The 23,251-nt window shown below is 40.3% G+C and carries 16 protein-coding genes; 2 read left to right on the top strand and 14 right to left on the bottom strand.

Annotation, left to right across the window (positions count from 1 at the left end; translation table 11 throughout):
• Window positions 1-441: 441 nt before the first annotated feature.
• From V7K60_RS25870 to V7K60_RS25885, 4 genes are all read right to left on the bottom strand, one after another.
• A complete protein-coding gene (locus tag V7K60_RS25870; protein WP_334929670.1) occupies window positions 442-669 on the bottom strand; it encodes a zinc-binding dehydrogenase in 228 nt (75 codons plus the stop codon).
• A gap of 54 nt (window positions 670-723) precedes the next feature.
• Complete coding sequence (locus tag V7K60_RS25875; protein ID WP_334929672.1) at window positions 724-3,225, bottom strand: HEAT repeat domain-containing protein; 2,502 nt, start codon at window positions 3,223-3,225, stop codon at window positions 724-726.
• Window positions 3,226-3,556: 331 nt separating this feature from the next.
• Window positions 3,557-3,997 (bottom strand): hypothetical protein, encoded by a 441-nt coding sequence (locus V7K60_RS25880; protein WP_334929674.1) that lies wholly within the window; start codon window positions 3,995-3,997, stop codon window positions 3,557-3,559.
• A gap of 590 nt (window positions 3,998-4,587) precedes the next feature.
• On the bottom strand, window positions 4,588-4,716 hold the full coding sequence (locus V7K60_RS25885; protein ID WP_334929676.1) for a hypothetical protein: 129 nt from the start codon (window positions 4,714-4,716) through the stop codon (window positions 4,588-4,590).
• Between the two features lie 546 nt (window positions 4,717-5,262).
• Between V7K60_RS25885 and V7K60_RS25890 the strand changes: the two genes are divergently transcribed.
• A complete protein-coding gene (locus tag V7K60_RS25890) occupies window positions 5,263-5,952 on the top strand; it encodes a hypothetical protein (protein WP_334929678.1) in 690 nt (229 codons plus the stop codon).
• A gap of 456 nt (window positions 5,953-6,408) precedes the next feature.
• On the opposite strand, the gene V7K60_RS25895 is transcribed toward V7K60_RS25890, so the two are convergent.
• The 4 genes from V7K60_RS25895 to V7K60_RS25910 form a co-directional block, all read right to left on the bottom strand.
• Window positions 6,409-7,173 (bottom strand): hypothetical protein, encoded by a 765-nt coding sequence (locus V7K60_RS25895; protein ID WP_334929680.1) that lies wholly within the window; start codon window positions 7,171-7,173, stop codon window positions 6,409-6,411.
• A 131-nt stretch (window positions 7,174-7,304) separates the two neighbouring features.
• Window positions 7,305-10,964 carry a magnesium chelatase subunit H gene (gene bchH / locus V7K60_RS25900; RefSeq protein ID WP_334929682.1) on the bottom strand — a complete coding sequence of 1,220 codons (3,660 nt, stop codon included), beginning with the start codon at window positions 10,962-10,964 and terminating at the stop codon, window positions 7,305-7,307.
• 84 nt (window positions 10,965-11,048) lie between these two features.
• Window positions 11,049-11,651, bottom strand: a complete 603-nt coding sequence (locus V7K60_RS25905; RefSeq protein ID WP_334929684.1) for a hypothetical protein — start codon at window positions 11,649-11,651, stop codon at window positions 11,049-11,051.
• Window positions 11,652-11,665: 14 nt separating this feature from the next.
• Window positions 11,666-12,820, bottom strand: a complete 1,155-nt coding sequence (locus V7K60_RS25910) for an L-histidine N(alpha)-methyltransferase (protein ID WP_334929686.1) — start codon at window positions 12,818-12,820, stop codon at window positions 11,666-11,668.
• A 559-nt stretch (window positions 12,821-13,379) separates the two neighbouring features.
• Here V7K60_RS25910 and V7K60_RS25915 point away from each other — a divergent pair.
• Window positions 13,380-14,321: an N-acetylmuramoyl-L-alanine amidase gene (locus V7K60_RS25915; protein ID WP_334929688.1), complete on the top strand. Its 942-nt coding sequence runs from the start codon at window positions 13,380-13,382 to the stop codon at window positions 14,319-14,321.
• A gap of 491 nt (window positions 14,322-14,812) precedes the next feature.
• On the opposite strand, the gene V7K60_RS25920 is transcribed toward V7K60_RS25915, so the two are convergent.
• The 6 genes from V7K60_RS25920 to rtcA all read right to left on the bottom strand — a co-directional run bounded on the left by V7K60_RS25920 (window position 14,813) and on the right by rtcA (window position 23,116).
• On the bottom strand, window positions 14,813-16,069 hold the full coding sequence (locus tag V7K60_RS25920; protein WP_334929689.1) for a mechanosensitive ion channel family protein: 1,257 nt from the start codon (window positions 16,067-16,069) through the stop codon (window positions 14,813-14,815).
• A gap of 314 nt (window positions 16,070-16,383) precedes the next feature.
• Entirely contained in the window at window positions 16,384-18,603 is a 2,220-nt protein-coding gene (locus V7K60_RS25925; protein ID WP_334929691.1) for an EAL domain-containing protein, read from the bottom strand.
• 723 nt (window positions 18,604-19,326) lie between these two features.
• Entirely contained in the window at window positions 19,327-19,500 is a 174-nt protein-coding gene (locus V7K60_RS25930; RefSeq protein ID WP_334929693.1) for an EF-hand domain-containing protein, read from the bottom strand.
• Window positions 19,501-20,231: 731 nt separating this feature from the next.
• Window positions 20,232-21,314, bottom strand: coding sequence for a TIR domain-containing protein (locus V7K60_RS25935; protein ID WP_334929695.1), 1,083 nt, complete (start codon window positions 21,312-21,314; stop codon window positions 20,232-20,234).
• A gap of 188 nt (window positions 21,315-21,502) precedes the next feature.
• On the bottom strand, window positions 21,503-21,895 hold the full coding sequence (locus V7K60_RS25940; protein WP_334929697.1) for a toll/interleukin-1 receptor domain-containing protein: 393 nt from the start codon (window positions 21,893-21,895) through the stop codon (window positions 21,503-21,505).
• Window positions 21,896-22,069: 174 nt separating this feature from the next.
• Window positions 22,070-23,116, bottom strand: coding sequence for an RNA 3'-terminal phosphate cyclase (gene rtcA / locus V7K60_RS25945; protein WP_334929699.1), 1,047 nt, complete (start codon window positions 23,114-23,116; stop codon window positions 22,070-22,072).
• Between the last annotated feature and the right edge of the window lie 135 nt (window positions 23,117-23,251).

A 23,251-nucleotide genomic window follows, 5' to 3' on the forward strand; every position in this document is an offset into this window, starting at 1 on the left:
AAAGTAGTTAACAGAATGGCATGAAGTGAGAATTGGTTTCGCTCATGGTGTAAAGCAAAAAGAGCAACGAATTTTTGTCGCACGGATGGGTTATATCGTGTCCGGTGAAAGACTTATCATTAAGAGTGCAAGAGAGCAGGGGGCAGGAAGAGAAAGAGTTTTCTTTCTTTTTGCACAGATGCGAGAATTATAACTAATTAGGCGGACATGATATTAATATCCCGAAGTGGTGCAACAACTTCATAGTGCAGCTATTGACCAAGGATTATCAATTTATACCTTAGAGGATGTTTAAAAAGTGTTTGACTGTGATTTTAATCACCCCCCTTAATCCCCCGATGCATGGCGGGAAACCACGCAACGTGATTAGAAAGTCGGTGTTTCGCCCTCACGTCCATTAAAATTATTGGGTTGCGCTGTTATTTTCGCCACGTTTCAAAGCTATGCCTCGACTTGCAACACAATCTTGCCCCGCGTGCGACCGCCTTCGGAAAGCTGAAGTGCCTTTTTCACTTCCACGAGCGGCAAGACGGTTGAGACGTGAGCTTTTAATCGTCCTTCGTCCACCAATTCGCTAATCGCGGTTAATTCTTCTGCGTTCGGCTTGCAAAAAACCCGCGCGGCTTTGATGCCGAATTCCTGCACTTTTTCTTCGGACGGAAATTCCACCGACGTCACCAGAAAGCCGCTTTTTTCAAAGTTTGAAACGCTCTTTCAAACGGTTTAGCTAGGTTCATTCCAAGCCCTAATCGCTTCAATCGCAATACCAGCAGGAGCAAATAAAACCTTTACAGTCTCAATACCTGCTGCTGTCACAGCTCTTTGCAAACGTACTTTGAGCGTTGGATTATTTTTGATCACTTGCTCAATCGCTTGCCTATTTTTAAGTACTGGATGACTCTCAACAGCTTGAGCAATAATAGGTTGAGCATCGATTACAGTCGGTTTATCCTGCTCCATTTTTTCGAGTAACTGCTCAAGTACAGTTTTTAAATTAGCAATATCTTTTGTAGACGCGTAATTGTTTTGAGTGCCAATGTTATCACCTTGGATATTTCCTATAACACTGTCTGTAATGTTGCCAAAGGTAGCACCTGTAAAATCATTTTTAGGAGTTTCTGACATAGTTTTGAGTGTTTGATTAAGTGTGTTTAGAGAACTGGTTAAAGGATCAGCGTTGTTTGTCTCCTCATTCAAGACAGAATAACAAATTTCGTGATTATAAAATTTGCAACGCTCTTGAATTTTAGAAATTGTATAGCTTTGATACAATGATGCTGTTTTTAATTGTAACTCCCATATCTGATGCAAAACTTCAGAGCCAGCAATTTCTCCTAACGCCTGTGCGGTACTCCTACGAACATCGTAATCTTCATCTTGCAAAGCATCAATTAAAGCAGATACCGCTGCTTCATTGCCGATTTTTTCTAACGTCTGTGCGGCACTCCTACGAACAGAGTCATCTTCATGCTGCAAAGCATTAATTAAGGCAGATACCGCTGCTTCATTGCCGATATTTCCTAACGCCTCTGCGGCATACCAACGAACAGAGTTATCTTCATCCTGCAAAGCATTAATTAAGGCAGATACCGCTGCTTCATTGCCGATTTTTTCTAACGTCTGTGCGGCACTCCTACGAACAGAGTAATCTTCATCCTGCAAAGCATTAATTAAGGCAGATACCGCTGCTTCATTGCCGATTTTTCCTAACGCCTCTGCGGCACTCCTACGAACATAATTATCTTGATCTTGCAATGAATTACTTAAAAAAGTAACGGCATATTCAGAATGAGTGATACCCAACAACTCAACTTTAAGTAATTTATGAATGTCTAACTCTAAAATTAATTCGACTGTTTCTTTCTGATACTCTCGCTTTACTTCTCCTGCCAACCTTGCCCCTAACTGCAAATCCACATCTAAGGCTAACTTCACCACTCGTAAAGCCTGCCCTTTATTACCCAACAACCCCAACATCAACGCTATGGGTTCTGTCCACTTTAAATAATTCAGATAATCCCGCTTCAGCTTCTCATCACTAATCTTGTCAAGCTGTGGAATTAAAAATTCTGCGGCGTAGTATTCCTGAATTAGCTGATGACGAAATTCAATCTGGTCGTCTGTTCGCAATTGAATTAAGTGATACTTGAGCAAATCTTCTAGCCAGTCTCTTGCACATTTCTCACTAAAAGCTACTTTGTTCTGTAAAAATGTCGCTAAAACATTCCTCGCTTGCTGTTTAGAAATAGTTAATCGCAATTCAGTCGAATTGTCACCTTGCATCATCACAAATGCTAGATGCTGCAATAACTCAGCTTGCCAGTTACGTAACCCTTCAGCAATTGGTACATTTTCCTTGAGTTTGTGATACTCTCCAGAGAACCAACGAAACAACTCACCTAAACTAGTAGGAATTTGTTTAGCATCATTGAATACTTCACACAGCATCCACAATAACAGCGGCGTTTCTGCCAATTCTCGCAAGCGTCCAGCTAACTGTCGCAGCATTTCATCACCTACCTCTGAATAGGCGCGGACAAAATGCTGCATCTGCGCTTCTGTGAGGGGTTGCATTTCCAGTTTTTTTTCAATACCTAAATCACCCCCCACCCCCAAATACCGCGTAGTAAAAATCATCGGCGTGACTTGGTGGTATTTCTGCCGAAATCCGTCTAAATCTCGTCTAGCTTCATCGTTGGGTAATTCATTCAAACCGTCTACAAGTAACAAAAATCGCTCTTTAAACAGTAGATTTTCAATCTCTTTGCTGTTGAGGTTTAATTTATAGCGAGTCAAAAAGTCCCGAATTAAATCCAGCACTGAAGTTTTGTAGCGCCTTAACTCCACTAGCACAGGAATTTTCTGATTTGGTTCTTTTTGTTTCCCCTTTTGAGCTTCTTCCCACAACAAACGTTCTAAAGCTGTAGATTTGCCTGAACCCGGTTTTCCTACTAGCAATACATGGCTGGCTGCATACTTCCGTAACCCTTCGAGGATATTTAACCGTTCAATTTTTTCTGTGTCTGGTGCTTCACCTTCTTGTTGCTGTGGTACTATTTGCACCATCAAACTCAAATCTAAGCGTCTGCACGATTTTTTGGGTTCAAGTCTTTGACGGTCTATGGCATCAGTTGGCGTGTATAAATCTTGCCAATCACTATATGTGTCATCCTCGCTTAGAGATTCTAGATACGTTTGAAAATCTATGCTGTGGTCTGCAACCATAGTAGTCAATTGACTGAGGACTTTTAAGCGCTCTTTTATAGACTACACAAAAAACGCTCAATCTTTTGTATGGTGTCCTACAAACGAAGTAATTGGCGGGCTGCACTCAACTTGAAGAATATCTGATAAACATTTCAAAATTTTTCGATGTACTACCTAGATTTTCGATCCTCTCTAACCCCTCTTGCCAAGGCTACGGTGTATACACAAGTCTGAAATAGCTGATTAACTAAGGTTTTACCCCACCCTAACCCTCCCCTTGGAAAGGGGAGGGAACTAGATTCCTGTTTCCCCCCTTAGAAAGGGGGGTAATTTGACTATTGGATTTTACTCAACTCACGATCGCACCCGATACCCCATTCATAGATCCATTTGCAGAAGAAACCTCAACAGAATCGGCTGCTAAAGAATTGGTGGGTTTGGAATTGCCTACTACGCTTCGCTTTTTCTTAGTATTACCTCGTCGCGCACCACCCGCCATCTCGTATTCTGGGCTGGTTTTACCGTAACGGCTGCCAACTCCTAATAACATTTGTTCTGACATCGCTATTACAACCTTTTCTGCGTTATTCACGTCATCTGTGAGTTTGTCAATAGTAGATAATGCAGTGTTGTAAGCAGCAAGCTTAGACCGGAGATCGTTAATTGTCATGGTGTAAGCTTGTATAGTCAATCCTTGGCCAAAGTCAAGTTCTACACTGATAGATTGTAAACTTTCAATCCGGCGATCGGCTCGTTCTAAAACGTTGGAATTTCTTTTACGACGTGCCATAATGCATCTCTGCTACTAGGTTAATAGTACTGTTTTATACCACAGCATTTCTGATTGTCATGGGAAAATATGACAAATCAGTTGCGATCGCATCTTTAATAGTTTAGTTAATTTCACTTAGACTATATTTTATTCCAGGTACTAAATAGATTCATAAGTTCGTTACAACAATTGCTGCAATGATTTAAGCCTTTCTTATATATGGAAGAACATTTGTTGCAAAGTATTAAACAATTGCAGCAACGACTTATACATTTGCTAGAAAAACTTAAGCCTTTCTTATACATGGAAGAACATTTGTTGCAAAGTATTAAGCGTTTGCAGCAACAGCTTATACATTTGCAAGAAAAACTTAAGCCTTTCTTATAAATGAAGTAATCTTAGCTGCAAAGGTTTAAATTTTCACAGTTTCAAGCGTAGGAGCGTAGGCGTAGCCCGTCGTAGACATCGCTTTTGCTTGTTGTTTGAGATAATACCTCTGAATCAATTCACGTCTTTTCACTATAATTTGACAATAATCTGTTCACAGACGACATCTTTACCGGAGAGTTGTTGCTCTGCAAGTTCCCAATTTGATATTAGAATTAACTCTATCGCTTCCCGTAGACTTTCTCTAGCTTCTTCCAGAATTCTCGGACATTTGCACCGGGTAACTCTTGAACGTAGCCAATATACCAGTTATCTAACTGTTCATATACAGCAGTAAAAGAATTTTCCACACCCAACCCTAAAGACCTCAATTAAAGTCTATAACTAGATTAGCTTTTGCATTTCAGCCACAATAATTTCTGCCAGGTTATCTAATAAAGTTAGAAGCAGCTTTTGGAGTCCCCATTCTTTAACTTTACTTGCTAAAACGCCATGAGCCGTTGCATTCCGCAGAGCTTTTGCGAGTCTTACAGCTTCAACCCAGTTAGAAATAGGTTGAGATTTAACTATCCAATATTCGATGATTTCTTGATCTCAATTTCCAAAACTGAGAAAATCTGCAAGTGCGCTCTTTCCTTCAATTGATGGATGATATGAAAAGCTTATGAGATAAACTTTGAAGCGCTTTATGATAAAAAAAGATAGGTTTATAAGCTTTATTTTAACAGTTTACTAGCTGTTTCTATCGCCCAATCAGAATTACTAAACTGCAAGTTTTTTTTAAGTTATATTACTCAATTTGTATCAGGTTACGTCCCAGATTTATAGTTTTACAACGGTGAACTTGAATTAGCGCCAAATTTGAAGAAACTTTAATATTAGAGGAAAATACAGTTGTGGTTACAAACGCCTACAGTTACAACGGAAATCTTAGTGATTTTGCAACTGCTATTCAGGGCAGGTACAATGAAGGATATGAATTAGTTGATGTTGAATACGGCAATGATACTTGGTTTGGGGTTTTTCAAGACAAACCAGGTGGTAACGCTTATAACTACACAGGTAAGTTTGGTGATTTTACAACTGCTATTCAGAGCAGGTGGGATCAAGGATACGACTTAGTTGATGTTGACTACGGCAATGGTACTTGGTTTGGGGTTTTTCAAGACACACCAAGTAATAGTGCTTATAACTACAACGCAAATCTTGGTGATTTTACAACTGCTATTCAGGGCAGGTACAATCAAGGATATGACTTAGTTGATGTTGAATACGGCAATGGTACTTGGTTTGGGGTTTTTCAAGACAAACCAGGTGGTAACGCTTATAACTACACAAGTAGTCTTAGTGATTTGACAACTGCTATTCAGGGCAGATACAATCAAGGATACGACTTAGTTGATGTTGAATACGGTAATGGTACTTGGTTTGGGATTTTTCAAGACACACCAGGTACTAGTGCTTATAACTATGCAAGTAATTTTAGTGATTTTACAGCTGCTATTCAGAGCAGGTGGAATCAAGGATACGACTTAGTTAATGTAGGATACGGCAATGGTACTTGGTTTGGGGTTTTTGAGCAGTAAATAGCTTTAGTTTTGTATCAGACAGTGATATTTACAGCAGTTTTCAATTGAACGGAATACACCCTTTCAAAATTAAAACAATTCGCAATGAGCTTCTCTGCGAGACGCTAAAAGCGAACGCCCCGCTACGTTGGCAAAGTGCCTCGTAGAGAAGAGAGCAATTACGTTTTGTGACAGGGATTTAGATTTAGGCTTCCATTCGCGCTGCTTGATAGAACACCGATTCACTAATAAAATACGAGACTGAGAAACCCTATTTTAACGTCTTATATAACCAAAGATTCCTTGTTATAGCACCAAAAAATCGGGTTTTTAGTCATGATTTTGAATACTGAATCGGTGTTATAGAAGCTATGCAACTTAAATCCCAAACTAGGTTAAATTTTCACAGTTTTAAGCGTAGGAGCGTAGGCGTAGCCCGTCGTAGACATCGCTTTTGCTTGTTGTCTATAACTACTATATTAGCTTTTGCATTGCAGCCACAACAATTTCTGCGAGGTTATCTGATAAAGCTAGAAGTGGCTTTTGGAGTCCCCATTCCTTAACTTTACTTGCAGAAAGAGCGCCATGAGCCGTTGCATTCCGCAATGCTTTCGCGAGTCTTACAGCTTCAACCCAGTTAGAAACAGGTTGAGATTTCACTATCCAATTTTCGATTATTTCTTGCTCTTCCTTTCCAAGACTGAGAAAATCTGCAAGTGCGCTCTTTCCTTCAATTGATGGATTTTTATTAAGCCATTTCTCAAGATTGAGTCTTGTTGAATCGGGTGGATTTAATGGATTATAATTGTTTATTAAATCACATTGAACCATGAAAGATTTAATATTTTCTGTATCTAGACCTCTATTACCTTTTTTCAATAGCAATGTTTTTGTAATTGTTTCAAATCCACCCCAGGTAATCACAAGTCGCCACTGAATACCACGTGCTTTATGTGTATCATTGGGTTTGTCAATTGAGCTATGACCAACAGCTGGCTCCTGCCATTCTAAGCCAGATTTAATCAGATAAAATCCTTTTGATAAAGCTTGAATAACATCAGAGATATGGTCTGAGTTCTCTGAATGATTCTGATTGAAGTGTGAGAGCTTCTGGTGTATATGCTTGCACTTGGCTGGATCATTTATGCAAGATTCATAGGAACCAATAAATTGCCATAGTTCGCGCGAGACATCTTCAAGACGTGTAGATGTGTCTAGAGAATTTTGGATAATCATCATTATGAATAATATTTGTTGTCATCCAAAAATATATACAGAAACAGCCTACTTTTAGGGAGGTATTCTGCATATAAATTGGTTTAATTATTCTATTTAGATAATTTAAATATTAATCCAGTATAAATACTGAATTAAACCACGACCCCTTCCAACTCTTCATCTGTCAACTCATACAACTGCCGCAACTTATCTAACTTCTCACCATCAGCTTCCCAGAAACCCCGTCCATGCGCCTCCAACATTCTCCCTAAAATATTGCGAAAAGCTTCAGGATTTGCCTTACGTAATTTATCCGCCATCTCTGCGTCTAACGCATAAGTATCTGCGGCTTGGTCATAAACCCAATCATCGCTAAAATCGGCAGTACCACCCCAACCAATCAACGCCGTCATCCGTTGGGAAATTTCAAACGCACCACCAGAACCTTGATTCGCCATTGCTTGCGCCCATTTGGGATTTACCAACTTAGTGCGGTATTCCATTCGTAGCAAATCATCTAACTTGCGGGGTGTAGTATCTTTCGAGAAACTTTCCACAAAGCTGGTTGTAACCTTCTTACCACCTTGTTTTTCTGCCGCCCTTTTCAAACCGCCGGTATTAGCGTAATATTCTTGAATATCAGTTAAACCATATTCTACCGAATCGATTTCTTGAACAATGCGATCGCTAGTTTTTAACAACGTATTCAAAACTTCCGGTCTAGCTTGACCTTTATCTTCTCTCCCATAGCTGAACACATTGCGACTTTGCCAAGTATTGCCTAACTCCTCACCAGATTCCCAGTTACCATCAACCACTCTATCATTTACCAAAGAACCAAAATCACCCGCTGGATTTGAAAACAATCTCGCTGATGCATTCTCTACACCTTGGGCTTTTAAAGCTAAAGCGTGTTTCCTAATAAAATTCCGATCTTCCGCTTCATCAGCATCAGCCGCCCGTTGAAATAAATCATCCAACAATTCGATAATATTTACAAAACTATCCCGGAAAATTCCAGACAAATTACCCAACACATCAATGCGGGGATGTCCAACCTCCGCCAAAGGCTTCAATTCATAACGAACAACTCTACCAGTTCCTTCCTTAACAGGTTCAGCCCCCACCAATTCCAAAAGAATCCCCAAAGATTCACCCTTAGTTTTAATCGCATCCAATCCCCATAACATCACCGCTACCGTTTCTGGATATTTACCATATTCATCCAAATGCTGGGCGATAATTTTTTGAGCAATTTCTCGTCCCCTTTCATAAGCAGCAGGTGAAGGCATCCGATAAGGATCTAAAGCATGAATATTTCTCCCAGTCGGTAATACACCAGCCCCATCCCGCAACAAATCACCACCAGGCGCAGGCGGAATATACTCCCCATTCAACCCTCTTAACAAATTCGTTAACTCATCCGTAGATTGCATCAACAAATCCCTTATTAGTTTTTCCTCTTCTTCTCTTTCTTCGTTTATTCCTTCCTCCTCCCCAAAATATGCTTCCAAATAAGAAGCCAATTCCTCTTCATTCGGTGCCTCCCCCAAAGTATGCAACCCAGAAGAAAACAACCGATTTTCTAAAACTTGTAAATATTCATATAATTCCACCAAATAATCATCAAAAGCATGACTGCTAAACATCCGAACATTTTCGGGAGTAAACGCAATTCCTAACCGTTTAGCATCCTCAAAGGGACAATCTGCATCTAAACCAGAGTCCACAATCTTTTTACAAATTCCTTCCTTTAAGACATAATTCTTTTGTGGATCTTCACGATACTCCGAAATCAAATCACGCAATGCCACCAATTCCTTATACAAACCTGCACGACCATAAGGCGGTACATTATGAGAAATCAATACACCATAACCGCGACGTTTTGCCAACATTGATTCAGACGGATTATTTGCCGCATATATATATAGATTAGGCAAATTTCCTAACAGAATATCCGACCAAGAATAACCCGTATTACCTAACGGCGAACCAGGCAACCATTCAACAGTCCCATGCATTCCAAAGTGAACTAAAGCATCAGCTTGAAACTCATTTTGCAACCATTTATAATAAGCAGCATATTGCGGATGGGGCGTTAAATCTCGTTCAAACATTAAACGCATCGGGTCGCCTTGTATCCCCAAAGGTGGTTGTACACCTATCCACACATTGCCTAATTGCACACCGCCAATTTGGAATTCGTCGCCATAAGTTTTAATTCCAGTTCCCGTCAGAGATTTCCATTGTTTTTCGATGCGGGAGGTTTGCAGATATCCCAGCCATTTTTCTAGAGTACGGGTGCTAACGGACGCGGGAATATTTTTTGTATCACCAAAAGTTTCATCCGCTTCTTTCACCCAGCGAATCAATTCTTCCCCATCATCAGGTAAATCTCCAACGGTGTAGCCTTGTTCTTTAAGTGCGTGGAGAAACTTCAACAAACTACGTGGCACATTTAATAATGCAGCTGTACCCACAGCACCATAACCTGGAGGAAACCCATATAAAATGATGGCAATCTTGCGTTCCGATGCAGGTTTTTGCCGCAAAGCCACCCAAGTTTTTACCCTACCAATTAATCGTTCCACCCGTTCGGGAATCAGATAAATATTTTCACCCACCAAACCACCGAGAGGAACAGTATCAATAGCCCCATCCAATTCTGGTAATGCGTACAACACTACACTTTGCAATCCGCCGATACCTTGGCGCGTCCACGAGGAAATATCTTGAATTAATAGTGGTGCAGCAACGATATAAGGTACATTTTTGGCAGTGAGGATGCGCTTTGCTACTTCTATTTGACGGCCTGCTTCCATTGAACCAGCCGGTCCACCCACTAGAGGAAAGCCAATTGTCGAAACGATCGCATCTACTTTTACTGCTTCACTAGATAGTGAGGGAGTTTCTGTATTACCTAGTTGTCGTTGCTGAATTTCATAGTCGGTTGTCATTAAATCTCGTACCGCCACATGTCCTTCTACACCGTTGATAAAAATGGGTAAAGGAATTAACCCAGCTTTTTCAAAACTGCGAATTAGTTGGGGAATGTAGGGTTGTTTGGTGATGACGTGTTTTCGGTAGAGGAGAATTCCTACAACTGGGGAGACGCGATTAATCGCGTCTCTACAAGAGGTTTTATACCATTCTAAATACTCGCGGGGCGATTCAAAAAACCCTTGATAGTCGGGGTGGAGTAATCCGATGTTAGGGGTTTCAATTAGCGGGGGAATGTCGCCGACTTTTAAACCTAAGTATTTTTCTGCTAGTGTCCAGAATAATGAAGCGACGTTTTCTGGGCCGCCAGCATTCCAGTAACCATAGATAATTAACCAGTTGCGTAAGTCTTGGACTTTTTGCACTGGTACATATTTCAGTAATTTGGGGCCAATTTTTAAGAAGCTGATATAACCAGCAAGTTTGTCTTCTTCGCGTCCGTTGCTAAATTTGTCGAGGATGAATTTAACTGGTTTGGGCATTCCTTTGGGTTTGTCACCAATGGCAAAGTCACCCAACTTGGTTAAACTCATCAATTCCAAGGCTGACTCAAACACCAGACGGATGGGAATTTGGAAAATGCGATCGCGCAACCACACAACCTGGTCATAATCAAATAGTAGGCTACCAAAAAACACATCAGCGCCATCAAGTGCTGCTTCTACCTCGGTGCGTTTGTTGGTAAGATCGCGATCGCTAAATACCCGAATATCCAACTCAGGACAGCGAGAGTTAGCCAAAAAGGCTGCTTTTCTGTACAAGTCAGCGTTGAATGATTCAAACCCAGCAATCAAGACGATGCGTTTCATGCCTGTAAGCTACGAAATATTTCTTTACTTAAATTTTAAACGTGCTTTCAGGCTGATTGTTAAATATCTACCCCCAGATTCCGGTCAGTAGTTCCTTGAAGGGGTGAGGAATTCACTATCACCACTGCCTTTTGGATATTTTGATTTCAAAAAAGTTGTGATGTGTTGAGTCAAATTAAGTGCATCATTGAACTCTTTCGATTCCTGTAGCGCTTCATATAGCGAACGAATTTCTTGTGGTGACAGGTTTGTGAATGTACGCAACTCGGTAATATCTAATCTCCGATTAAACTCATTAGCAGTATGCCGCCATTGATGTAGAAGCGAAAACAACTCTCTATCTTGACGTTCTGCAAAGACATCAGATGCAATGGCGGTTTCCGTCACTGATATAATTAATCGTGGAAAGACTATTGGTCGTCCCGGCTTATGCGAGTTGGGGTTGAAGCGGCTATCAGATAGAATTACCTCATTTGATTTGCACTCATTCAGTAAGGCCCGCAGAAATTCTATCCTCTTTTCGTTAGCTGATGCCCATCGTTCGCCAAAAATCCCGGTAATTGTTGCTAATAATCCCAGCCCTGTCAGTAGCGGTTCAAAAGTTCCTGCCTGAGTCCACCAGACGGCAGCTAGAATAAATCCCAGAAGTAGAGGGAAAAACGTGATAAAGGTCACTAAGTTTTTCATACTCATCTCACATCTTACCGTTTAGACCATATATCATTCGCTACAGAAGAATTATTGTTAATTCCTGAAGAGTCAGAGGCAAGTAGGATTAAATCCATGCCAAATCCATTCTTTAAACGTGGTTCCAATACTGTGTGTAGCCTATCAACAAGCACGAGATTACTGTCTGATATAGTTTGATCGATGCCACTAGAAGTATATTTCCGAGTTAGATATAAACGAATCGTATCTTGGTCTTCAAAATTTATTACCGATCGGTCAGGTAACATGACCTCAATTTTATTTCCAGTTAGGTTACGATACAGGATTTTTATCAAAATTCCTCTATCAGTTTCTACGGTACCATCAAAAAACACACTATTTAAGTCGATATGTAAGTCAGTATTTTGCAGTAATGCACTGGTGACAAACTCTTTAAACGATCTAGTCTTCGCGTATTCTTTCGCCGCATTTTGTGCCGCTTCTTCGCTTAATTCTTCAGTGGTCGCTACTTCTAATAGTAGCCTATCTTCACTTCGCATTAGTTTAGAAATAGTTCGCAAAAGTTCTGTATCTTGTTGAAAATTAGCTAATGTGTTCCCCAATAGCGAAAATAGCACAGGACTGTTATTAATAACTCTATCTAGTAGTTTCCGTAACTCGTCAACATTTCTCTCAATTGAAAAGTCAACTTGAATTGGCAACACATGGCTACCTTGCAATTGCGATCCTCTCATTGCCCGTTGTACACCTAACCTTAACATTTCCGAACTCATATCAACTGGAAAGTAGAGGAGATCGGGATTTACGTTAAACAATAAACTTAAAATGTGTTGGTCTTTTTCACCCGTGCCTACACCTAAACTTACATAATGATATTTCTGATCTTTGATATTATTAGCATTAATTTGATGCCATCGATATCTAAAAGACTCTATACTTTCTTTCATCACCAGATAGAATCGATCGTTACAGGCATGATCCCAGGCGATCGTTGGGCCTATTCCCCAATAGGAAAAACCAGATAAAATCTCTTTTCCATCGCCTGTCGCAGAAAATTCTCCTCTCAATTCCTGCGTGAGTTCTGCAAGTTTGTTAGATTGATCTTCCCCTATAAAGCAGAGAGTCCACCCTAAGCCGGGTTCATTGATGGAATTTGCCAGTAGCTTCACAAAATTTAAAGATCCCATGTTGAGCCTCGTTTCTTGAGCAGTTTATCTGATAAATCTCGTACAGATGTCTAGAAGCGATCGCGTATTCATTAATACTGTAAAGCATTATGTGTTAAGCTGCTCAAGGTTAACAGGAAGCCAAGAGTAGAGTCTGTCAAGGGTTTACGACCTTATAAACCCAGGTTCACATCAGGGAGTGCGTTCGGTTTCGGGATTTGGGCATCTAACTAAGTACTTTTGTCATGGCTTTCCACTTTTACAAAGCGTTATTATCTAAAGAATGGAGGCAATTGCTAGATTTCAATTTATTGCAAAATTTTACTGGTTATTCTCGATATTGATAACTTATAATAGTTGTGTTTTTGGTTACAATATAACTTTAAATTAGTAGATTTTACCAAATAAAAGTTCCTGTTCAAGTTTGCACAAAAACTTATTTGGTCTAATAGCGTAGTAATGCTGAAAAGAATGCAGCCATTGCTAACAAGTATTTAAACAAAGCTATTAACCAAATTTTGTCTATATAATTATAAGAGTTTTGAACTAGTGTAAAAACAAGTAAATTGAGGATGAAATCATGAAATTCGGAATTGATAGCGGGCACAATTGTCCACCAGACACAGGAGCTAGAGGAATCAAAGTTGAGGATAATTTAACTCTAGATGTAGGTAATAGAGTTATAGCCAAGTTAAGAGCTTTAGGAAATGAAGTCGTAGTATGTAAACCAAGTAGCGCTAGTACAGTACGTGAATCACTCTCAAAAAGATGTTCTACAGCTAATGCCAGTAAAGTAGATATTTACGTCTCGATTCATTTTAACTCCTTTAACGGACAAGCTAATGGCACAGAAGTATTTGCAACTAGCGATACAGGTAGAAAAATCGCTAAACCTGTATTAGATGAAATCGTCAAGTTAGGATTTTTTAATCGTGGCGTTAAGAGTGGTTCCCACTTGTTTGTTCTGAAAAATACAGATATGCCTGCGATTCTTGTAGAAGGTTGCTTTGTGGATTCGCAAAAAGATATAAATCTTTTTAATCCTGAAGCAATGGCTAATGCGATTGTCAAAGGCTTAACTGGTAAAGTGCCAAGTGTTCCTGTTAACCCTGTACCAGATGAAGAAGAGAATGTAGATACCACTATTTTGAGACTGCAAAAGGCCTTAAATCTACTCAAAATAACTGATAAAAATGGTAAGGCGTTAGTGGAAGATGGCTTTACCGGCGCTAATACAAAATCTGCCGTAGAAAAATTTCAGACTATTGTTGGAGTTCAGTCAACTGGAATTGCTGACTCAGCTACATGGAATGCCATAAATCAAATTTTGGCAAAACGAGTGCTCAGACCAAACCATGCTGGTAATGCAGTTGTCAGATACTTACAATACCGTTTAGGTGTTGAGAATGATGGCGTCTACGGGCCGCAAACAGAAGTTGTAGTTAAAAACTTTCAAAAGCAAAATGGTTTAGATGCCGATGGAATTATCGGGCCTGCTAGCTGGCAGAAATTAATTGGTTAGGTTGATGGGGACTAGAGACTAGAGACTGGGTAGTAGTGCTGAGTAAAAAAGTAGGTAAATGAAGTACACGGGTAGGGGCACAACATGTTGTGCCCCTACGATTATCTGTACCTTACCCTGCGGGTTCAGCAGTCGCTCATGGGGAAACCCCCTTCTCTACGAGACGCTCCGCGTTCGCGGAGCGTTCCGTTCGCGGAGCGTCCCGTAGGGAAGGAAAGGCGCTAGCCTCTCCCTTTGGGAGAAGACCGCGCTGTACCAAGTTGCAATCTGCTGTATGATATTTCAGTAAGACAGCGATCGCTATCCTCTGGTTTCACTGACTGAATTATCCTAGTGTGTAGATATAGGCTTGTCTTAACTGCCTTACCAGTGCCTATTTCAATTATTGCAATTTTAAATAAGTTGCTCTGCCAATTTGGGATTTTTCCTTCAATCAAAAATCCCAAATTGAATGACTCCTGAGTTATTTATTGTTAAAAGAAAGTGCCAAATTAACCTTCGGCACTTTCAGCGCGCACGGAAATTACAATTCCTTCCCGTAGCAGTGCATTCGTAAAAATCTTCCGAAGAACGCGCTGAATCTGAAGATGTTTTTCTGGCTTTACTTTCGTCGATGTCCGTAGCAACAAGTTAGACTCTCCCAGACTTTCGACTCCATCCACCTGTGTGCCTTCCGGTACATCTGGATCGTCTGCTTTTAACTGCTGTCCCACTTCCTCAATTACTTTGTACACGTGCGCTAAGTTGGAATTATAAGGTACACCAACTTCTACTACTGCAAAGATATACTGTTTGGAGTAATTAGTAATTGAGTCAATATCACCATTGCGAATAATCTGCAATTGACCATTAGGATGTCTGACACGAGTGGTTCTGAGTTCAATCACCTCAACAATACCTTCGACAACTTTCTCTTCGACTTTTCCAGCTTCAATATAGTCACCTACTAAGTAGTAGTTTTCAAACAAAATAAAGAAGCCGCAGACAATATCGTTAATTAGTGTTTGTGCCCCTAACCCCACGATGATGCCAACAATACCAGCACCTGCAAGTATGAGAGTTGGATCGATACTCATGGTATTGAGAATGAAAACTGTAGCACCGAAGTAAATTAAGTATTGTAAGAAACTACGAAACAAAGGAACGAGTGTCAGGCGTCTACTTCTTTGAATATCAGTTAGATTCTGGTCTTTGAACAGCACCTCTTCAATAAGTAAGTAAACAACCTCAAACAACATGCGACTAATGAAGATGATACCGATTATCTTGATAATCTGTGGTCCAAAAGTTGCAACATTGGCAATTAACTGCACCTGTTGAATCACCAATGTTGCCATGCAGACATAAATCACAAATTCCAAGCAGGGCTTTAAAAAGGGTATCAGGTGTCGAAGGCGATCGTAGAATCTCAGCAGGTTATCAGGATTGGAGTATCTGATGCTGAGAGCATCTAGGCTATCAACGATCGCAGCAACTGCTTTGAGTATAAGCAACCCGACGCCAATGATTAGATAGATTCGCAGCGCGATGTACAAATATTCCGAAATCGTTGCTGGCAATTTGAGAAAATGGGCACACAAGATGGTAGCCCATAGCCAGATTCCACCACTAATTCTGTCATAGAAGGCGTTAAAGAAAGCATCAATACTTTCATCGTCAGCAGTATTTTTTTCTAAGTTCTTAGTGCGAGTGCTTGCTACCTTCAGCCAATATTTTAGAAATTTCAGGGCGATCGCCGCTAAAATCAAAGATGCTGATAGAGGATTACCCCTTCATTTATCCAATCAAGAAAAGGTTCTTGTTCCATTGGGATTCCTGAAAAGTCATTCCAGCAACGGCTAGCTGTGAAAAAGATTTACTGGCAATGTCAGGGGGAAATGATCACTCTTCCGACGAAAGCTGGTAAGCGCGACAAAAGTGAAGTTGACATTAGAACGTTTCTCTGGTGTTCACTACAATAATTGCGCGTAGATAGTGGGTCAATGTGTCTTTTAGTCCCCGTATATGTGCTTCTTTACATTTTTCTAGCGATTTCAACTATGCAACTTACAAGCGCATCAGCTTATTTAATATCAGCATTCTCACAATCCATCTGCACCACACAATTTCTTCCTTGTGCTTTTGCCTGGTAGAGTCCTTGGTCAGCAGCAGCAATTAAGATTGCAGGAGATAATTGGCTATCAGGAGTGATGGTTGCCACACCAAAACTTAGGGTAATAAATTCACTGACCTGAGAATGGGGATGAGGCATTTGTAATGCACTAATATTGATCTGAATATCTCTTGCAACTGCAATGGCCCCTTCAATATTAGTATTTGGCAAAATAACTGCAAACTCTTCTCCACCATAACGAGCAACTAAATCAGCGGGATGTTTAACTGTCTGAGAGATTGCCTTAGCAACCTGTCTAAGTGCATCATCTCCTGCCAGATGTCCATGCGTATCGTTGTAAAGCTTAAAGTAATCGACATCACACAAAATCAAAGATAATGAGCCTTGCTCTCGTGCCAACCATTGCCACTGCGTGTTTAATGTGTCATCAAAGCAGCGTCGATTTGCCACTTGGGTTAGACCATCGGAACAGGCAAGGCGCTGTAATTCCTGGTTTGCTTGTTGTAATTGGTGGTAAAGTTCTGATTGCTGAATAGCGATCGCAGCTTGACCTGCCAACTGGTTCAACAAGTTAATCTCCGATTGCTGCCATTGTCTGGGATGACGGCATTGGTGAGCAATCAATAGTCCCCACAAACACCCTTGCTGTAAAATTGGTACAACAAGGTTTGCCCGGATTTGCAGACTTCTGAGGAGGTCAACATGACACGGCGATAGACCCGCATTTTCAATGTCTTCGATCGCTCTGGTGTTACCTTGCTGATAGTAAGCTGCACGCGTGGATTGAAAGCAGGTATCCATGACGTGAAATCCAAAAATCGACATACACCTTTCTGCTAAGGATTCTACAGCGACTAATCCACTCCAGTCTGGCTCAAACTGGTAAATCAGCACTCGGTCTACCTCAAACAGTTGTCGCACTTCCGTTGCTGTGGTTTGCAAAATCTCGTCTAATTCCAAGGATTGGCGAATGCGCTGCGTCACAGCTGCGACAATTCGCTCAGACTCGCTTTGGTGTTGGATACCCTGTTCAACCTGTTTAGAATGTGCCGATGCTACAGTTAACGCGATCGGATCAAAGTAAGGGGTTGTGGTGACAGGTGCTGCACCGGGTTTACCAATTAAATAGCCTTGAGCAAGATTTGCACCTCGTTCTCGCAACCAATTCAGTTCCTCAATGCACTCAATTCCTTCAGCAACGGTCTGAATGTTTAACTTTTGAGTAATCTCTAGAAGCTTCTCGGTAATCGAAGCTTTGTAAAGGTCTTGATGTACATCTCGAATTAACTCCATATCCAGCTTGATAAAGTCTGGACGTAACTGATGCAGCAAGTTTAGGCTGGAATAACCAGAACCGAGATCGTCAAGAGCGATTAAAAACCCTTCACTCCGGTAGTATTGAAGCACTGCCTTGAGGTGGGCTAAATCTTGAGGATTGTCTGACTCTACGACTTCAAAAACAACGCGATCATGGGAAATTCCGGCAGTATCAATTGCCTCTACCGTACTACGTAGGCAAAAAACTGGATCATAGAGTGACGTTGGTGCAAAATTGATGAAGATGTGCCCACTCACTTGATAGCGGCTGAATTGAGTGATTGTGCTAAGGCGAGCAACTTGGTCGAGCTGTGGTAGAAGTCCGGCTTCAGTTGCTAACTCCAGAATGGATGTCGGTAGCACTAAATTGCCTTGTTCATCCAGCCCTCGCAAGAGCGATTCATATCCAAAAATCTGTGATGTATCTTTAATTGAGACAATTGGTTGGAAGTAACTGGTGAATCGTTCTGTTGCCAGCATTTCAACCAGCCAGTCGGATTGGTTCAACTTAATAAAGCGTTGTAATGAGGCTATGTCACTAAAATCATGGAGTTGAGGTTGGAAAGTGCCTTCAATGAAAAGGACTTGCGTCTCTTTTAATTCTCTTGGTGCAAGTAGTTTAGCCAGATTATTAGCAATTTCTAGGGACTGTCCGGGTCTACACTCCAAACTCAAACCTGGTCGCTCATGCATCAGTTCATACTTAAGGGCAAACTGCTGTAGGTAGGAGGTGACTTTTATCAGGGTATGTGGAACAGGGAACCAGAGAAAGAGCCTACCTGCTTCCTTAGTCCGGCAGCGTGCAACATTGCGACAAGCACAGGTTTTGGAGATAGGACATATTTGGCTCATAGCTAAATAATTTGCTCAATCCGATTTACTCTATTATTCCCACTATTTTTAGTGTAAAAGATAAACTATACTTCAAATACGTGAAGATTTGATGAGTTAAGTAAATTGAATAATTTAGCTGAGTAAGTGACTTAGCAACACATACCAAAATTTATACTAAAACCCCAAATAGTTGCTGATTTTTATGTACAATTAAGCAACAGAATGAGGATTTGTGTTAACAATTTAAGTTCCAAAAAAACGCAAAATTAGTCAGATTAGGAACAGCTTTTAACTAGATTAATTCAGAGTAAATATGTCTTTTCGGAGAATGAATCTACCTCAAGAAACAACAAAATCTTTGAAAAAGTTAATAAATTAAGCCATGAATCAAAAGCCCTCACCCTAAATCCCTCTCCCAAAATTGGGAGAGGGACTTTGAAATTGGCTCCCCTTCTCCCTATTTTGGGAGAAGGGGTTGGGGGATGTAGCAAGATCCCGCAGGATGGGCAAATTTTGCATTTGTGCAAGAGTTTTATTGAATGGTTTTGAGGGAAATAAATATCTAATGTTGGTATTTATTCCACCAATAAATTTATTAATTCCTCGTGTAGAGATATTTACGCAGTTTATGCACTGCAACTGAATACTCAGACATTCCCACTTCTACCAATTAGAGTTGCAATTGCCTTGACTAACTCATCTGGTTCGACGGGTTTGGAAAGATGCTTTTGAAAGCCTGATTCAAGTGCTTGTTGCTATCTCCTTAATCAAGTCACGCAGTTCCGCTTCCGTGGGATTTTGCCCTAGCGATCGCATTACCTCCCCCAGTTCCTCGGTTGAGATCACTCCGTTGCCGTCTACGTCTAATACTTTGAAAGCTTGCCACAATTTTTCTATTTCTTGTTCATCAATCATGGTTTTGTTTCAATTCTATATCTGTCACTAATAAATTTATTACCATGTTTTCTCACAGCTACTTCAATGCTGTCTAATTATATTAAGTAAGTAGTAAGTATTAGGAACGTCTGAACAATGATACGTGGGTGTTCAGCGCTTGGCAGATTGTTAGTCGTGAAGATGATGCCACATATCGTTGATGAAGCTTAAAGGTTCATCCACAAAGTTCAAAGGTTCATCCACAAAGCTCAAAGGTTTATTCAAGAGCATAATTTACTAGATGCAAGAGTCCTATACCCGATTGGGCATAACCACAGCCAACAACAAATATCTCTGTGTTTAGTGCCCCATGCCCAATTCCCAATCCCTTGTATTTGCGATCGCAAACTAACTTAACCTAAATATATGCCTTTAGCAGAGGTAAATTCAAAAACTATGTTCGATATTTAAGTAGATAGTAAGTATCAAGAACAACAGAAGTCAGTTTTAACCCTAGTTGCGATCGCCTTGTAAATTTATCATTTGCTTATTCTTACAACAAATCTGGCTTTAGGGGATTGATTGCAAATGCCCCTAGATAAAATATTAAAAGTTTTATGTCTCCGCTTATAAAAGCTCCTTTGCCTTTGCCTCATTTCTAAGAGCTGAAATGAGGCAATTTTCTATGTTGCCATACACCCACGCGTAATTTTGTTATCAAGAATAGAGGTAAAATATTATTGTTGAAATATATTTAGCCTATCTTAGTACTATTTATTACAAATTGAGTTACATTTGCGAACTTGCGCTTTTACTTTAATGTAAGGCGAATTTTTTACAATCTTTGAGAAACGCTCTACTTTCAAGATAACTAACTTTTCTCCTTTTTTAAATTTAACGATTGTTTTTCCAGATAAAGATTTTTCCTTTATTAGATTGATTTCATGTTTAACAGTTACGATTGTTCCTGATGATGGAATGACAGGAGGCTCAATACTAGGAAATTGTTTAGGATTTGATGGTTGAAGAACTAGTTTTTGTCCAACAGATAAACTACCTGAGGTCTTATTAACCATACCTATCCATATCCAGCCAGTAGGATTTACTGATTTTGTTGAGTTTACAGTTGGTTTAGGTGCTAATGAAGAAATATTTAATATATTAAGCTTTTGATCAATGAAGCCTATAAATATACCAGCTACTACAAGGTAAATAGCTAGTCTCACAAGGATATTGCTAACTCTATTCCGGCGACGATACCTGGATGGTCTAAACAAGTAAGAAAAGATTACCGTTCCCACAGAGATAAAAGCTTTCAGGACAAACTTTGCAACATCTATTACGATTGCCCGAAGCAAACGCAGAAGTTTTTTAATAAAAAATGTATAATCAGTAAGTTCCTCGGCTACTTCTCGAATACCTGTAGCAATATTTGCAAAAGCTTTATCATAGGGTTTCCATTCAGTTATAGGTCTTCCACCTTCGGGTAAAACTTTGACTTTGGGAAATGCGACCTTCCAATAATTATCAACTGGACGAAGCAGAATGGTAATAACACGAGATGTTTTAGTTCTATGCTGTTCCATAGCTTGTTTCACCAAAACATCCCAGTGATAATCTGAAGCAGTAAATTCTGAACTAATTAGCACCAAAATTATATCGGCCTTCTTTAAATTTGTATCAATCTCACTTTCCCATTCCTTGCCTGGGCTAATCATACCTTTATGCCAATTGTTAATCACACCTTGCCGTTCCAAAGTGCTGAGGTGTTCCTCTAATTTTTGCCGCATTTTTTCATCTTGTACAGAGTCGGAGCAGCAATAAAAAACTTTGATAACTTTGGTATTCGGCATTAGTTTCAACACCTAGTAGTATGAAATAATTATTATTTTTTCATACTAGTTTTTTTTTAATTTTTTGATATTTTATTTAGTCCAAGTTATGAAGTTAAAACAGTGATTATTTACGAATTTACTGCTAATTCCTTTACAACTAAGCGGATACCTTCAGCAACATTTTTAAATGCATCACTACGATTTCCCTACTTCTTAATAGGTCTACCGCTTTTGGGCAGTGCTTGAAGCCTTCCAAAGGGTGCGCTCTCCCAATCAACAGAGTCAAGAATTATAGGGATAACTCTGGCTTCTTTGGCTTCATGCCTTTCCATTGCCCGTTTTACTTCAACATCCCAGCAATAATCTGAAGCGATAAAATTTTCACTTATAAGCAGCAAAATTATTTGAGATGAATCTAAGTGAGTGTCTATCTCATTGTGCCATTCTTTTCCTGCTCCAATTTTGCGATCATGCCATCCTGTAATCACTCCTTGCCGCCTTAAAAGAGTGAGGTGATTTTCTAGTTTGTCGCGAAGTTTTTCATCTTCATGAGCATAAGAATAAAACACTTCAATAGCTTGATCAGGTTGCAATGACATAAGTTGCTTTATGACTCGAATCTTTGAAAGTAGGTTTAAATCTTTATCAAAGTTGTCTGCGAAAATTTGCAGCTTTTATTTGAATATAAAACGAATCACAAGATTGATTTTAATTTATAGAATAGTTCTTTATAAGACTTTATCATATAGCACTACTAAAGTAATAGCACTTGTTCATCTATTCAAACTCTTTACCGACACTATTTTATCAGCTTCATCTACTGTTATTTGCGCCAGCCCAAACTGTTCAATAACCGTTGCATTTGTCGTCAAATGCCTACTCACTTCAGCCACTCGATACTGACTTTCTTGTGAAGCTAAAGCAGCTGGCAATAATAACTGATCTGCTAAATGTTCATCCACTGCTGCGCCGGTGTAATGAAACTCAAGCAGTTGCTGACAAGCAATCTCTGCAACTGTTTCTGCCGACAACCGCAAACGCCCAAATCCACCAAAGCCAGTTAAGCTATTCTGATACTCAGCAGTTAAAAAAATACCCGCCCCAGGTGCTACACCTCTTTCTCTTAAGGTCTGTACAGTAACCTTTAAATGGGCTGACCGTAACAAATTCTCGGCGCGATTCGCCATGCGTTGCGGAATATGAGAAGGCAATTCCGTCACCACCGCTAGTCCCCGCACCTGTTGTAAATCGCCCCGTTCCAACAAGTCGATTCCACCGAGTTTACCACCGCCATCTACCTGTAACTCTACCTCTCCCCCACCTTGGGGATACCACCCCCAAGCGCCTAACTTGACTTGGGCCTCTATACCCATGCGTTGCAGTATCGGCAGATAAACTTGCTCAATGTACGTCGCTGTCGGGCTAAAGTTCACATGAGTTCCACCCTTTAGTGTCACCAAAGAATTGCCAGATGCTAGTGCCAAAGGTAAGAGAATTGTCTGTAAAACTAGAGCGATCGCACCCGCAGAACCACCTTGTTGTGCTTTACTAACATCAAAAGTATAAATTCCAGCTTGCACAGCACTACCTGGGATGAATTCCAGCAGCATTGAACCCAAAGCATCACCCCGTAGTTGGGCATTACAAATTCTCGCCGCCGCCCGAACTGCTGTTAAATGTTGTGCTGCTAATCCTGGCTTTTTGCGTCCAGCGCGAATGCCTGTAATTCGTATGGGTTCACCGGTGATGGCGGCTAGACTTAAGGAAGTGCGAAGAACTTGTCCGCCTCCCTCTCCGTAGGAACCGTCAATTTCAATCATGGGCGATTTTGGGATGTTGGATTTTGGGTTATCCCCACGGCAGTTAAAATCAAACCACAAATTATAAACGCCCAGCAACTAGCTTTTTGGAGGTAGGTTACACAAATATACAGAGAAATTTCTGATATGTGTTTC

Source organism: Nostoc sp. (genome assembly GCF_036917555.1).
GTDB lineage: Bacteria > Cyanobacteriota > Cyanobacteriia > Cyanobacteriales > Nostocaceae > Nostoc.

What these genes read in the sequence shown, in the direction of transcription:
- V7K60_RS25940 (WP_334929697.1), bottom strand. Translation starts at nt 21,895, where the DNA reads ATGTCATTGCAACCTGATCAAGCTATTGAAGTGTTTTATTCTTATGCT.
- rtcA (WP_334929699.1), bottom strand. Translation starts at nt 23,116, where the DNA reads ATGATTGAAATTGACGGTTCCTACGGAGAGGGAGGCGGACAAGTTCTT.
- V7K60_RS25935 (WP_334929695.1), bottom strand. Translation starts at nt 21,314, where the DNA reads ATGCCGAATACCAAAGTTATCAAAGTTTTTTATTGCTGCTCCGACTCT.
- V7K60_RS25895 (WP_334929680.1), bottom strand. Translation starts at nt 7,173, where the DNA reads ATGATGATTATCCAAAATTCTCTAGACACATCTACACGTCTTGAAGAT.
- V7K60_RS25930 (WP_334929693.1), bottom strand. Translation starts at nt 19,500, where the DNA reads ATGATTGATGAACAAGAAATAGAAAAATTGTGGCAAGCTTTCAAAGTA.
- V7K60_RS25915 (WP_334929688.1), top strand. Translation starts at nt 13,380, where the DNA reads ATGAAATTCGGAATTGATAGCGGGCACAATTGTCCACCAGACACAGGA.
- bchH (WP_334929682.1), bottom strand. Translation starts at nt 10,964, where the DNA reads ATGAAACGCATCGTCTTGATTGCTGGGTTTGAATCATTCAACGCTGAC.
- V7K60_RS25910 (WP_334929686.1), bottom strand. Translation starts at nt 12,820, where the DNA reads ATGGGATCTTTAAATTTTGTGAAGCTACTGGCAAATTCCATCAATGAA.
- V7K60_RS25925 (WP_334929691.1), bottom strand. Translation starts at nt 18,603, where the DNA reads ATGAGCCAAATATGTCCTATCTCCAAAACCTGTGCTTGTCGCAATGTT.
- V7K60_RS25875 (WP_334929672.1), bottom strand. Translation starts at nt 3,225, where the DNA reads ATGGTTGCAGACCACAGCATAGATTTTCAAACGTATCTAGAATCTCTA.
- V7K60_RS25880 (WP_334929674.1), bottom strand. Translation starts at nt 3,997, where the DNA reads ATGGCACGTCGTAAAAGAAATTCCAACGTTTTAGAACGAGCCGATCGC.
- V7K60_RS25905 (WP_334929684.1), bottom strand. Translation starts at nt 11,651, where the DNA reads ATGAAAAACTTAGTGACCTTTATCACGTTTTTCCCTCTACTTCTGGGA.